General features: G+C 72.7%; 13 protein-coding genes. 3 read left to right on the top strand and 10 right to left on the bottom strand.

The annotated features are described in order from the left end of the window. Positions 1–91 precede the first annotated feature (91 nt). Positions 92–1,303, bottom strand: a complete 1,212-nt coding sequence (locus H0S67_RS22285; RefSeq protein ID WP_180934824.1) for an acetyl-CoA C-acetyltransferase — start codon at positions 1,301–1,303, stop codon at positions 92–94. A gap of 127 nt (positions 1,304–1,430) precedes the next feature. On the opposite strand from H0S67_RS22285, the gene H0S67_RS22290 reads away from it, so the two are divergent. Then, complete coding sequence (locus H0S67_RS22290; protein ID WP_180934825.1) at positions 1,431–2,156, top strand: MerR family transcriptional regulator; 726 nt, start codon at positions 1,431–1,433, stop codon at positions 2,154–2,156. Here the strand turns inward: H0S67_RS22290 and H0S67_RS22295 are convergent. Further along, positions 2,153–2,812: an alpha/beta hydrolase gene (locus H0S67_RS22295; RefSeq protein WP_180934826.1), complete on the bottom strand. Its 660-nt coding sequence runs from the start codon at positions 2,810–2,812 to the stop codon at positions 2,153–2,155. The two genes, H0S67_RS22290 and H0S67_RS22295, sit on opposite strands and share 4 nt — an antisense overlap. Further along, positions 2,805–3,329, bottom strand: coding sequence for a VOC family protein (locus H0S67_RS22300; protein ID WP_180934827.1), 525 nt, complete (start codon positions 3,327–3,329; stop codon positions 2,805–2,807). The genes H0S67_RS22295 and H0S67_RS22300 overlap by 8 nt, the downstream gene beginning before the upstream one ends. Positions 3,330–3,439: 110 nt before the next feature. Here H0S67_RS22300 and H0S67_RS22305 point away from each other — a divergent pair, with 110 nt between their 5' ends. Beyond that, the gene (locus tag H0S67_RS22305) at positions 3,440–4,345 is read left to right on the top strand and encodes an NAD(P)H-binding protein (RefSeq protein ID WP_180934828.1); all 906 of its coding nucleotides are present in this window, start codon (positions 3,440–3,442) and stop codon (positions 4,343–4,345) included. Here the strand turns inward: H0S67_RS22305 and H0S67_RS22310 are convergent. From H0S67_RS22310 to H0S67_RS22325, 4 genes are all read right to left on the bottom strand, one after another. Further along, entirely contained in the window at positions 4,342–5,028 is a 687-nt protein-coding gene (locus H0S67_RS22310; protein WP_180934829.1) for a CPBP family intramembrane glutamic endopeptidase, read from the bottom strand. The genes H0S67_RS22305 and H0S67_RS22310 overlap by 4 nt on opposite strands. 56 nt (positions 5,029–5,084) lie before the next feature. Further along, entirely contained in the window at positions 5,085–6,500 is a 1,416-nt protein-coding gene (locus H0S67_RS22315) for a DEAD/DEAH box helicase (RefSeq protein WP_246355430.1), read from the bottom strand. Between the two features lie 331 nt (positions 6,501–6,831). Beyond that, entirely contained in the window at positions 6,832–7,026 is a 195-nt protein-coding gene (locus tag H0S67_RS22320; protein ID WP_180934830.1) for a CsbD family protein, read from the bottom strand. 68 nt (positions 7,027–7,094) lie between these two features. Further along, the gene (locus H0S67_RS22325; RefSeq protein ID WP_180934831.1) at positions 7,095–8,600 is read right to left on the bottom strand and encodes a flavin-containing monooxygenase; all 1,506 of its coding nucleotides are present in this window, start codon (positions 8,598–8,600) and stop codon (positions 7,095–7,097) included. Between the two features lie 149 nt (positions 8,601–8,749). Between H0S67_RS22325 and H0S67_RS22330 the strand changes: the two genes are divergently transcribed. Beyond that, a complete protein-coding gene (locus tag H0S67_RS22330; protein WP_180934832.1) occupies positions 8,750–9,475 on the top strand; it encodes an ANTAR domain-containing protein in 726 nt (241 codons plus the stop codon). A 3-nt stretch (positions 9,476–9,478) separates the two neighbouring features. Here the strand turns inward: H0S67_RS22330 and H0S67_RS22335 are convergent, their stop codons facing one another. Genes H0S67_RS22335 through H0S67_RS22345 form a run of 3 tightly spaced genes read right to left on the bottom strand, consistent with a single transcriptional unit; the run spans position 9,479 to position 12,082 of the window. Next, a complete protein-coding gene (locus H0S67_RS22335; RefSeq protein WP_219635395.1) occupies positions 9,479–9,949 on the bottom strand; it encodes a CPBP family intramembrane glutamic endopeptidase in 471 nt (156 codons plus the stop codon). Beyond that, complete coding sequence (locus H0S67_RS22340; RefSeq protein WP_219635396.1) at positions 9,868–10,908, bottom strand: glutamine amidotransferase; 1,041 nt, start codon at positions 10,906–10,908, stop codon at positions 9,868–9,870. Before H0S67_RS22340 ends, H0S67_RS22335 begins: the two co-directional genes overlap by 82 nt. A gap of 16 nt (positions 10,909–10,924) precedes the next feature. Further along, positions 10,925–12,082: a CaiB/BaiF CoA transferase family protein gene (locus tag H0S67_RS22345; RefSeq protein ID WP_180934834.1), complete on the bottom strand. Its 1,158-nt coding sequence runs from the start codon at positions 12,080–12,082 to the stop codon at positions 10,925–10,927. Between the last annotated feature and the right edge of the window lie 44 nt (positions 12,083–12,126).

Below are 12,126 nucleotides of genomic sequence, written 5' to 3' on the forward strand. Positions count from 1 at the left end.
TGAGTTGGGCCTGATTCGGCTTCGAGCTGGGCCTGGTTCTCGGAATCCCGCCCAACTGGGTTCCGAATGAGGCCCAACTCAACGAATGGGGTCAGACGAGCTCGACGATGGTGGCGATGCCCATGCCGCCACCGACGCAGAGCGTGGCGAGGCCGCGGCGCTGGTCGCGCCGCTGGAGCTCGTCGACGAGGGTGCCAAGGATCATCGCGCCGGTGGCGCCCAGCGGGTGCCCCATGGCGATCGCGCCGCCGTTGACGTTGGTGATCTCGTGGCTGATGCCCATGTCGCGCATGAACCGCATCGCCACGGCCGCGAAGGCCTCGTTGATCTCGAACAGGTCGATGTCCTCGACCGACAGCCCCGCCTTGCCCAGCGCCTTGCGCGCGGCCGGGGCCGGACCGGTGAGCATGATGGTCGGGTCCGCGCCGGAGACCGCCGTGGCCAGGATGCGGGCCCGCGGGGTCAGGCCGAGGTCGGTGCCGACCTGCTCGCTGCCGATCGCCATGATCGCGGCGCCGTCGACGATGCCCGAGGAGTTGCCGGCGTGGTGGACGTGGTCGATCCGCTCCACCCAGTGGTACTTCTCCAGCGCCACGTCGTCGAAGCCCGCCTGGGCGCCGATGTCGGCGAACGACGGCTTGAGGGCGCCGAGGCCCTCGGGGCTCGTGTCGGGTCGGATCGTCTCGTCGTGGTCGAGCACGGTCATCCCGTTGGGGTCCCTGACCGGGACCACGGCGTTCGCGAAGTAGCCGTTGGCCCAGGCCTTCGCGGCGCGGTGGTGCGACTCGGCGGCGTAGGCGTCGACGTCGTCGCGGTTCCAGCCCTCGATCGTGGCGATCAGGTCGGCGCCGATGCCCTGCGGCACGAAGCCGGTCTTCAGCGCGGTGTCGGGGTCCATCGCCCAGGCGCCGCCGTCGGAGCCCATCGGGACGCGGCTCATCGACTCGACGCCACCGGCGAGGATCAGGTCCTCGAAGCCACCCCGCACCCGCGACGCCGCCTGGTTGACCGCCTCGAGGCCGGAGGCGCAGAAGCGGTTGAGCTGCACGCCGGCCACGGTCTCGGGGTAGCCCGCCTTCAGCGCGGCGGTCTTGGCGATGTCACCGCCCTGGTCGCCGATCGGCGACACGACGCCGAGGACGACGTCGTCGATCCGGGCAGGGTCGAGTCCGGGGTTGCGCACCTTGATCTCGTCGAGCAGGCCGACGACGAGGTCGACCGGCTTGACCTCGTGCAGCGACCCGACCTTCTTGCCCTTGCCGCGTGGCGTACGAATGTGGTCGTACACGAATGCTTCAGCCATGACCGTCCTTGCGATTGAGTCGTTGGATCGAGTCTGTCGTGACCCCCTTTGATTGTGACACTATTGCTGTCACGGTCAAGGCGACCCGGAATGTGGTCTGGGTCACCACCAACCCCGGAGGAGCGCGATGACGGACGGCGCGGAGACGACGCGTGAGCTGCTCACCCTCGACGAGCTCACCGCCCGGGTCGGGATGAGCGTGCGCAACGTGCGCTTCTACACGACCAAGGGCCTGGTGCCGCCGCCGATCCGGCGCGGCCGCTCGGGCTACTACACCGCCGACCACGTCGCGCGGCTCGAGCTGGTCCAGGAGCTGCAGAGCCACGGCTTCACGCTCTCGGCCATCGAGAAGTACGTCGCCAACATCCCGCACGACGCCACCCCCGCCGACATCGCCCTGCAGCGCACGATGCTGGCGCCGTGGCAGCACGAGTCGCCCATCGAGATGTCGCGGGCCGAGCTCGACAAGCGCGCCGGTCGCCCGCTCAGCGACGAGGACCTGACCACGCTGGCCGCCCTCGGGGTGGTCTTCCCGGGCCGGCGCGGCAAGCACCAGGTGGCGGTGTCGCAGCTGTCCGTCGGCCTGGGCCTGCTCGACCTCGGCTTCCCGACCGAGGCGGCCCTCGCGGCCGCCGACGTGTACGCCGCGCACGGCCGCCAAATCGCCGAGGAGCTCTACGAGGTGTTCCGCACCAAGGCGTGGCCGTTCTACAAGGAGTCCGGGACCTCGCCGGAGCGGGTCCGGGAGGTGGTCGAGCGGCTCAAGCCGCTCTCGATCGCCAGCCTGGTCCAGGCCTACGAGAGCGCGATGGACGAGACCAAGCGCGAGGGCATCGCCCAGCGCGCACGCTAGGAAGACGCGGGCAGCCCCACGACCGAGGCGACCCAGTCGGCCAGCTCGCGCAGGGTCGGCTCGGTGAGGCCGTGACCTCCCGGGTCGCGCCGCGTGCGCGCGACCGCGCCCGAGTCGCCCGTGAGGTAGGCCCAGGTGCGGTCGAGCAGCTCGCGCGGGATCACGTGGTCGGCCTCGCCCTGGGCCACGAGGACGGGGAGCCCCGCCAGCCGGCCGGGCTCGACCGGCACGCCGGCGTCGAAGGGCAGCGTCCCGTAGAGGATCGCCGCGCCGGCGAAGCGGGCCGGGTCGGCGAGCACGAGCCCGCCGGCGAAGGCCGCACCGCCGCTGAAGCCGACCAGCACCACCGGCCGACCTTCGGGCGCTACCTCGTCCAGCCACTCCCGGAACCACGCCATCGTGTCCGCCAGGCTCGCGGCGACCGGGCGGCCGATGCCGCGGTTGGCGAACCACGCGAAGCCGCCGCCCTCCGCGATCGGCGCCCGCACCGCGGCGTACTGCGGGCCGGGCGGGAGGTGGTCGGCGAGGGCGAGGATCTCCTGCTCGTGGGAGCCTCGACCGTGCAGCAGGACCACCAGCGGCGCCTGCGGGTCCGCGGAGCCGCGCTCGGCCACCACGGCGGGGGCGAAGGTGCTCACCGGCCGGCGCTCACTCATGCGCGTCGGCCTCGGCGTCGGTCACGATCCGGCCGGCGGTGCGGACCCCGGCCCAGCGGCGCACCTCGTCCGGGAGGTCCAGCGACTCGACCGGGGCAGCGTGCTCGAACTCGCCCCACGCCTCGCGCGGCAGCATCCACATGACCTCGAACTCGTTGCCGTCGGGGTCCTTGCCGTAGACGCTCTTGGTGGCGCCGTGGCTCGACTCGCCGGTGAACGCGTCCGCCCCGACCAGCGCCATCCGCGCCTCCTCGAGCTCGTCGATCGTGTCCACCTGCCAGGCGAGGTGGTAGAGCCCGATGCCGCCGCGCACCTTGGGCGCCGCCTGGGGGCCGACGCCGAACAGCCCGAGGTCGTGGTGGTTGCCGGACCGGGTCAGGCGCAGGAAGGCGGCGTTCGCGCGAGGCTCCCGGGCGGCCACCTCCATCGCGAAGACCCCGGTGTAGAAGGCGAGCGCACGCTCGAGGTCGGCGACGAAGAGCACGGCGTGGTTGAGGCGGACCGCTGCTACGGGCATCAGGCATCTCCCTGTTAGTTGAATCTTGAATCAAGAGTACGCCGGGTCGCCCGGCTGGACAAGCGGGCTGACCGGCCGGCCGGTGTGGTGCCCACTCCTAGGGTGGGTCCATGAGCGACAACGCAGCGACGACGGTGCTGGTCACCGGCGCCACCGGCTTCATCGGCAGGCGCCTGGTCCCCGAGCTGGTCGACCGCGGCCTGAAGGTGCGGGCGATGACGCGCCGGCCCGAGGCGTACGACGGCCCGGGCGAGGCCGTGGGCGGGGACGTGCACGACCGATCCTCCCTCAGTGACCCGCTGGCCGGCGTGGACGCGGCCGTCTACCTGGTGCACTCGCTCGACGACCCCGACTTCGAGCGCAAGGACGCCGAGGCCGCACGCACCTTCGGCCGGGCCGCCGCGGCGGCGGGCGTGAAGCAGATCGTCTACATGGGGGGCCTGGGCGCCGAGGACGACGACCTGTCCGCCCACCTGCGCTCGCGTCGCGAGGTGGAGGGGCTGCTCGGCGAGGCCGGCGTCCCGGTCACCGTGCTGCGTGCCGCGATCGTGGTCGGCTCCGGGGGCATCTCCTGGGAGCTCACCCGGCAGCTGGTCAAGAACCTCCCCGCCATGGTGGTGCCCAAGTGGGTCTCGACCCGCACGCAGCCGGTCGCCGTGGACGACGTGATCCGCTACCTCGCCGGGGTCGTCGGCCTGCAGGAGGCCTACGGCCGCACCTTCGAGATCGGCGGCCCCGAGGAGATGACCTACCTCGAGATGCTCCAGGTGGCGGCCGAGATCTCCGCCGGCCACCGGGTCCCGATCGTGCGGGTGCCGGTCCTGACGCCCCGGCTCTCGTCGTACTGGCTCTCGCTGGTCACCGACGTCGACGTCACCACGGCGCGCAACCTGATCGACTCGATGGGCACCGAGGTCGTGGTGACCGACCACTCGATCCGCGACCTCGTGCCCGGGGAGCCGATGCCGTACGCCGAGGCGGTAAGGCGCGCGCTCGACGAGGGCGGTGCCCGCTAGCCGAAGAGCCAGGGCAGCAGGAAGAGCATCGAGACCGACCAGGTCACGTGGGTGAGGATCGGCGCCAGGATCCCGCCCGAGGCGCGGCGCTGCAGCCCGACCACCACTCCCAGCAGGACGGCCGCGAAGGCGAGCATCAGGTTGCCCGTGGCGAGGGTGGCCAGCGTGTAGGCGACCGTCGTGACCGGCACCGGGTAGCGGGGCGTGGCGGCGTAGGCGGCGCCGCGGAAGAACAGCTCCTCGGCGATGCCGTTGACCGCCGTGATCAGCACCAGCAGCGGCCACGACCCTGCGGCGGCGTGGTCGAGGACCGAGCGCACCTGCTGGTCCAGGAACGGGATCTGCCGGACGACCAGGCCGCCCAGCAGGAAGAGGCCGACCAGGGCCAGCCCCAGCACGATCGGCGTCACCACCGGGCGGCGCAGCCCGGTCGAGTGCGAGATCCGGCCCAGGTGCAGCGGGCCCGAGGCGAACGCCCCGATCGTCCACACGCTCGCGAGCACCAGGGTCGCGGGGTAGAACCACGCGCTGCCCGGTTCGATCCGGAGCGAGAAGCCGAGCACCAGGCCGCCGATCACCACGAAGGCGATCGTCACGGCCTGGCGCCGGCGCAAGGCCTCGGGGGACTCCCGGTGGTCACGCGGGACGACGTCCCACAGCGCTCGCTGCAACCAGGTCCGCACGGCTCACCCCTTCCGCCGCGACCCTACGTGGCGGGGGGTGGCGTGATCGGCGACCGTCAGCGACGGCCCGTGCTGAACGACGCCGCGCTGTGGCGCGACTGCCCGCCGGAGCCGGCCGTGGCCGGGCGGGCGCCGCCGGACCGGCGACGCGAGCCGCCGGCGCCGTTCCCTCCGGCGCTCGACCCCTGGGTGGACTTCTGCGCGGGCTTCTGGCCGGACGTCGACCCCTGGCCGGAACCAGCAGCGCGCGAGCCCTGACCGCTGCGCCCGCGGCGGGAGCGGGTGCGACCGCCGCCCGACCGGCCACCGGAGCCCTCGGAGGAGCCGCCGCTGGGCTTGCGGCCCTGGGCGGGAGCCGGGGCCTCGACGGCCAGGCCGCCGGGCACGGTGACCCGCTCGCCGGGGGCGAGCTGGACCAGCACCGGGTGCGTGGCGCCGTTGATCCTGGTCGTGGTCGGCTTGATGCCCGCGGCTCGGGTGAGGTCACGCACGTCGCGGACCTGCTCGTCGGTCATCAGCGTGATGACGGTGCCGGCGGCGCCGGCACGCGCCGTACGTCCCGAGCGGTGCAGGTAGGCCTTGTGCTCGACCGGCGGGTCGGCGTGGACGACCAGCGCGACGTCGTCGACGTGAATGCCCCGCGCGGCGATGTCGGTGGCGACCAGGGTGGTGGCGCGACCGGCGTGGAAGGCGTCCATGTTGCGGGTGCGGGCGTTCTGGCTCAGGTTGCCGTGCAGCTCGACGGTCGGGACACCGTTCTTGTTCAGCTGGCGGGTCAGCGCCTTGGCGCCGTGCTTGGTGCGGGTGAAGACGACCGTGCGGCCGGGGGCGCTGGTCAGGTCGACCAGCACCGGCACCCGGTGCTCGCGGTCGAGGTGCAGCACGTGGTGGTCCATCGCGGCGACCGGCGACTGCGCGGAGTCGGCCTCGTGGGTGACCGGGGAGCTCAGGAAGCGCTTGACCAGGACGTCGATGGCCTTGTCCAGGGTCGCCGAGAACAGCAGCCGCTGGCCGGACCTCGGGGTCTGGTCGAGCAGGCGGCGCACGGCGGGGAGGAAGCCGAGGTCGGCCATGTGGTCGGCCTCGTCCAGCACGGTGATCTCGACCTCGCCGAGGCTGCAGTGGCCCTGGCCGATCAGGTCCTCGAGCCGGCCGGGGCAGGCCAGGACGATGTCGACGCCGCGGCGCAGGCCCTGGACCTGCGGGTTCTGGCCGACTCCGCCGAAGACGGTGCGGGTGGTCAGGCCAGCGGTGGCCGCCAGCGGCTCGAGCGCCTCCTGGATCTGGCCGACCAGCTCACGGGTGGGGGCCAGGATCAGCGCGCGGGGAGACTTGGGGCGGGCCGGGCGGTCGGAGGCGACCAGGCGGGCCACCAGCGGCACCAGGAACGCGTAGGTCTTGCCGGAGCCGGTGCGGCCACGGCCGAGGACGTCGCGGCCCGCGAGGGAGTCCGGGAGGGTCGCGGTCTGGATGGGGTCGGCACCGTGATGCCGCGGGCCTCGAGCACCGAGCTGAGGTCGGCGGGCACGCCGAGCTGGGTGAAGGACAGGGTGGACTGTGCAGAAGACAAGGGGAAATCACTCACTGTTGGCGTGTCTCGCCAAGCTGATCCCATCGGCGACGGGAGCTGAGAAGCAGGCCTCACGAGGAGGGGCGCGGCGCCTGCATCCTCTTGCGAGGTGCGGGTCGGCCAGCGCGGAAGCCCGAGGCAAGACGGAACGGGCTGCCGAGCCCACTCTAGGGTCAGCAGCCCGTTGTGGCCTATTCGCGGCCCGCTGGCGGCGGGTCGCGACGGCCGGGGTCCTACTTGGTCAGGCCGTCCTTGACGTTCTTGGCGGCGTCCTTGACGTGCTCGCCGGCCTGCTTGGCCGAGGCCTTCGTCTGGTCGTTCTTGCCCTCGGCCTCGAGGCTCTCGTTGCCGACCGCCTTGCCGGTGGCCTCCTTGGCCTTGCCGCCGAGGTCCTCGGTCTTGTTGCCTGCCTTGTCGCTCAAGCCCATCTCATCCTCCATCCGTCCGCCGCGCGACGAGTGCCGCGCGTGACACTGGGTTCGTGCCCATGCGCGGGTCAGGCAAACGTCAGCACGCCGTCGTCGACGTCGCCGCGGCGCAGCGAGCGGACGTCGTACAGGTAGTTCTGGCGGAGCTTCCACGGCTCGCGGTCGCCCTGCTTGGGGAGCTTGTCCAGCGACCGCAGGACGTAGCCGGAGCTGAAGGTCAGCAGCCGCTCCTCGCCCACCGACGGGTCGCGCGGTGCCACCGCGATCCGGGTGCCGGTGCGGTCGAGGTGGGCGAGCACCCGGCAGACGTAGTCGGCCACCAGGTCGGCCTTGAGCGTCCACGAGTTGTTGGTGTAGCCGATGGTGAAGGCGAAGTTGGGCACGTCGCTGAGCATCATGGTCCGGTAGGTCATCGTCCGGGCGAGGTCGACCTCGCGACCGTCCACGACCAGTTCGATCCCGCCCATCGGCTTGAGGTTCAGGCCGGTCGCGGTGACGACGATGTCGGCGGTCAGCTCCTCGCCCGACCGCAGCCGGAGCCCCTTCTCGGTGAACGTCTCGATGTGGTCGGTGACGATCGAGGCGGTCCCGGCCCGCAGCGCCTTGAACAGGTCGCCGTCGGGCACGAAGCAGAGCCGCTGGTCCCACGGGTTGTACGCCGGGTTGAAGTGCACGTCGACGTCGACCCCGGGCGGCAGCTGCTCCTTGGTGGCCTTGCGGACGATCCGGCGCGCCAGCGCCGGGCGGCGCTGCGCGAGCTGGAACGTCGCCACGGCCAGCAGGATCGCCTTCCACCGCACGATCGGGAAGCTCAGCCGGGTGGGCAGCCGCTCGAGCCGTTGCGCCAGCGGGTCGCGGCCCGGGCGTGAGAGGACGTACGACGGCGAGCGCTGGAGCATGGTGACGTGCTCGGCCTCGCCGGCCATCGCCGGGACCAGCGTGACCGCCGTGGCGCCGCTGCCGATGACGACCACCTTCTTGCCGGCGTGGTCGAGGTCCTCGGGCCAGGCCTGCGGGTGCACGATCTCGCCGGCGAAGTCCTCGACGCCCGGGAACTCCGGCGAGTAGCCGCTGTCGTAGTCGTAGTAGCCCGAGCAGGCGTAGAGGAAGCTCGTCGTCAGGGTCACCGGCTCGCCGTCGCGGTCGACCTCGACGGTCCACCGTGCCGTCGAGCTGTCCCAGGAGGCCCGCCGGACCGTGTGGTGGTAGCGGATCAGCTCGTCGACGGCGTACTCCTTCGCCACCGTGCGGACGTACTCCAGGATCGCGGGCCCGTCGGCGAGCGCCCGGTCGCCGGGCCAGGGACGCCAGCGGTAGCCGAAGGTGAACATGTCGGAGTCCGACCGGATGCCCGGGTAGCGGAAGAGGTCCCAGGTGCCGCCGCTGGCGCTGCGGGCCTCCAGGATCGCGACGCTGCGTTGGGGGTGCTCCGTGCGCAGCCGGCAGGCCGCGCCGATGCCGGAGAGGCCGGCTCCGATGATCAGTACGTCGACGTGCTCCGCTGACCGGGGGGCCGACTCTGGGGTCGACTCTGGGGTCGACTGGGCCGCCTCGGGGGTGGGACGCGTGCTCATGGCACGGAACCTACTGCCGAGTCACAACATCGCGCACCGCTGCGTCCGGGCGGGCATGACCGCTGGGGGTACGGGTACCTCCAGAGCGGGAGGTCCGACGCGCCAGGGCCGGACCGACGACGGCAGGACCGACGAGGAGCGGGGACATCATGGAACCCATCCCGGAGACGGTCGCGGCGATCGAAGAGCTGGGCCCGTTCGCCGTCGACGGCGACCTGGCGGAGCGGCTGCGTGACATGGGCCGGCGGGTGTGCGAGCTGGTGCCGGACTGCGTCGCCCTGAGCCTGGTCTCCCGCGAGCACGGGGTGACCTTCGCGCTGGTCGCGACCGATGCGGAGATCGCGCTGCTCGACGCCCTGCGACACCTCGACGTCGGGCCCGTCTCCGAACCGGGCCCTGCTTCCCGGCCGGTCGCGCAGCGGGGCCCGCCCCCGAGCCTGCCGGAGGACGTCCTCGACGAGCGCGCCTGGCAGCGGCTGGCCCAGCGCGGCGCGGCCCCGGCCGTCGCGAGCTCGCTCACCATGCCGATCCTCACGGACGGGCTCACGACCGGGACGGTGACCCTGTACGCCGGTTCCGACAACGCCTTCGGCGGCCTCCACGAGCAGCTGGCCACCATCCTGGGCAGCTGGGCGCCGGGCGCGGTGACCAACGCCGACCTGCCGTTCCGCAGCCGCCGGGCCGCGGAGCGCGCGCCGGACCTCCTCGCCCGCGAGGGCGTCATCGGCCGGGCGGTCCGGGCGCTTGCGGCTCACCTCGACCTCGACCTGCGGGCTGCCCGCCGACACCTGTCCCGGGCCGCCCGGCGTGCGGGGATCTCCGAGGCGCAGCTGGCCGAGGCGATCGTGCGGCTGCACGGACGGCCGGACCGGTGAGGCTCACCACAGGCCGTGGATCGGGCCGACCAGGAAGTAGGCGGTCAGGCCGATCGTGTTGTTGTAGCCGTGGGCCAGCACCGAGGCCCACAACGTGCGGTAGCGGTAGCGCAACGCGGTGAAGACGACCGCGTCCGCCGCAGTCACCAGCACCCCCACCACACCCTGCTCCGTGTGGGCCATCCCGAAGAGGACGGCCGACGCCAGGACCGCCGTGACGACCCCGAGGTTGCCGGCTGGCAGCGCCTCCCGCATCCGGGTCAGCAGGTAGCCGCGGTAGGCGACCTCCTCCCCGACCGCGGCCAGCGTCCAGGAGAGACCGATCAGCGCCAGTGTCAGACCGAGGTTCCCCTGCAGCTCGGCGAACTCGCTGACGTCCTGGCGCCGGCCGGTCAGGTGCTCGGCGACGGGGATGACCAGGGCCAGCTCGAGCAGCGTCCAGGCCACCGTCCAGCCGAGCACCTCGACGGCCATCCGGGCCGGGTGTGCCGAGCGGACCAGCCCGAGCGTGGCGGGCCCGACCCGGCGTACGGCCAGGGAGACCGACGCCATGAGGAGCAGGACCAGGGTGGGCAGCAGTACGTCGAGGAGCACGACGATCGCGCCCAGGGCGACCTCGGCCCCGGAGACCCACCGGCGACGGTCCACAGGCACAACCTCCCCCGCCGTCCGTGCCGGGCACAGGGCAGAACGACCCGCCTCAGCGCGCGAAGAGCTCCACGAACCGGGCCAGCAGCCGCGGCGGCTCGGTGACCACGGCGGTGCGCGCCAGGGCCATCAGCTCCTCGGCCTGGGACGGGTCGAAGTAGCCGTGGTGGCGGTACGCGTCGATGCGCAGGCAGAGCCCGTCGACGTCCCAGCTCGGGATGGAACTGGGTGGCGTAGACCCGCTCCCCGATCCGGAAGGCCTGCACCGGGCAGGTGGCCGAGGAGGCCAGCAGCACCGCTCCGTCGGGGAGTCGGCTCACCGCCTCCTTGTGGCCGAGGAAGACCTCGAACGCGTCCGGCAGCGGCCCGAGCAGCGGGTCGAGGCCGCCGGCCTCGGTCTTGGTCACCTCCACCGCACCGATCGGCTCGCCGTGGGTCCGGTCCACGACCCCGCCGCGCAGGGAGCCGAGGGTGCCGATCCCGTAGCAGGCGCCGAAGAACGGGAAGTCCGCCTCGACGACGAGCAGGGCCAGCCCGCGCAGCTCGGCCTCCACCCGGTGCTGCACCGCGGACTTGGAGTCGGCCGGGTCGCTGATGTTGAACGGACCGCCGCCCAGCACGATGCCCGACCAGTCGTCGAGGTCGACGTGGCCGAGCTCGTCGCGTTCCAGCCGGACCCGGCGTACGTCGCGCTCGTCGAGGCCTGCGCACCGCAGCACCGCGACGTACTCGCTCTCGGCGACGTCGTCCTCGGGGCGGGTGCCGAGGAAGAGGAAGGGCTTCACGGGACCATTGTCAGGCTCAGGCCTGCACGGCGGCGCCGCCGGCGATGAGACCCTCGACGTCGGCAACCCCCCAGGCGGTCAGCGCCTCGCGGGTGTCGGCGCCCGGAGTCGCGGTGGGCGGCGTCGTCAGGGTCGCGTGGGTCCTCGAGAAGCGGGGCGCCGGCGCCGGCTGGAGCATGTCGTCGCGCACGACGTAGGTCCCCCGGGCTGCCAGGTGCGGGTGCTCGGCGGCCTCGCTGATCGGGATGATGCCGGCCACGCAGGCGTCGGTGCCCTCGAAGACCTCCACCCACTCCGCCTGGGTGCGGGTGCGGAACCGTTCGGCGATGAGCGTGCGCAGCTCCTCGACCCGCTCCGGGTCGAACCGGTCGGGGGCGGACTCCGCGATGCCGAGGAGCTCGACGAACAGGTCGTAGAACTGGGGCTCGAGCGCGCCCACGGACATGTGCCGGCCGTCGGCGGTCTCGTAGAGGTCGTAGTAGGGCACGCCGCCGTCGAGCAGGTTGGCCGCCCGCTCCTCCTTGTAGCCGCCGGCCGCCAGGAAGGCCGCGGTCATCGTGTTGAGGTGGGCGGTCCCGTCGACGATGGCGGCGTCGACCACCTGGCCCGTGCCGCTCCCCCGGGCCTCGAGGAGCGCTGCCAGCAGCCCGATGACCAGGTACGTCGAGCCGCCACCGAAGTCGCCGACGAGGTTGGCCGGGAAGTGTGGGCGGCCCTTGTCCTGGCCCAGGCCGTGGAGGGCACCGGCGACCGAGATGTAGTTCATGTCGTGGCCGGCCGCCTGGGCCAGCGGACCCTCCTGGCCCCAGCCGGTCATCCGGCCGTAGACCAGGCGCGGGTTGACCTCGTGGCACTGCTCCGGCCCGAGCCCGAGCCGCTCGGCCACGCCGGGTCGCATCCCCTCGACCAGCAGGTCGGCGTCCCTCACGAGGTCGAGCACGGTCGCGATCGCCTCGGGCCGCTTCAGGTCCAGGGCGACGCTCGGGCGGCCCCGGTTGAGCAGGTTGTGCGGGCCACCCGCCAGCAGCTGCCCGCCCGGCCGCTCGACCCGGATCACGTCGGCCCCGAGGTCGGCGAGGGTCATGCAGGCGTGCGGTCCCGGCCCGATGCCGGCGATCTCGACGACCTTCACCCCGCGCAGCGGACCCGTGCCCTGACCGAGTTCGTAGCTCATGGGGCGATCATGACAGGACCGCTGTCAGGGTGGGCGCGACCCCG

Origin of the sequence: Nocardioides ungokensis (genome assembly GCF_013466985.1) — a bacterium.
In the GTDB taxonomy this organism is placed as follows: Bacteria; Actinomycetota; Actinomycetes; order Propionibacteriales; family Nocardioidaceae; genus Nocardioides; species Nocardioides ungokensis.

Excerpts from the sequence above, each read along its gene's own strand:
- H0S67_RS22295 (WP_180934826.1), bottom strand. The coding sequence starts at position 2,812 with ATGAGTGAGCGCCGGCCGGTGAGCACCTTCGCCCCCGCCGTGGTGGCC.
- H0S67_RS22285 (WP_180934824.1), bottom strand. The coding sequence starts at position 1,303 with ATGGCTGAAGCATTCGTGTACGACCACATTCGTACGCCACGCGGCAAG.
- H0S67_RS22325 (WP_180934831.1), bottom strand. The coding sequence starts at position 8,600 with ATGAGCACGCGTCCCACCCCCGAGGCGGCCCAGTCGACCCCAGAGTCG.
- H0S67_RS22335 (WP_219635395.1), bottom strand. The coding sequence starts at position 9,949 with ATGGCCGTCGAGGTGCTCGGCTGGACGGTGGCCTGGACGCTGCTCGAG.
- H0S67_RS22330 (WP_180934832.1), top strand. The coding sequence starts at position 8,750 with ATGGAACCCATCCCGGAGACGGTCGCGGCGATCGAAGAGCTGGGCCCG.
- H0S67_RS22345 (WP_180934834.1), bottom strand. The coding sequence starts at position 12,082 with ATGAGCTACGAACTCGGTCAGGGCACGGGTCCGCTGCGCGGGGTGAAG.
- H0S67_RS22290 (WP_180934825.1), top strand. The coding sequence starts at position 1,431 with ATGACGGACGGCGCGGAGACGACGCGTGAGCTGCTCACCCTCGACGAG.
- H0S67_RS22320 (WP_180934830.1), bottom strand. The coding sequence starts at position 7,026 with ATGGGCTTGAGCGACAAGGCAGGCAACAAGACCGAGGACCTCGGCGGC.
- H0S67_RS22300 (WP_180934827.1), bottom strand. The coding sequence starts at position 3,329 with ATGCCCGTAGCAGCGGTCCGCCTCAACCACGCCGTGCTCTTCGTCGCC.
- H0S67_RS22305 (WP_180934828.1), top strand. The coding sequence starts at position 3,440 with ATGAGCGACAACGCAGCGACGACGGTGCTGGTCACCGGCGCCACCGGC.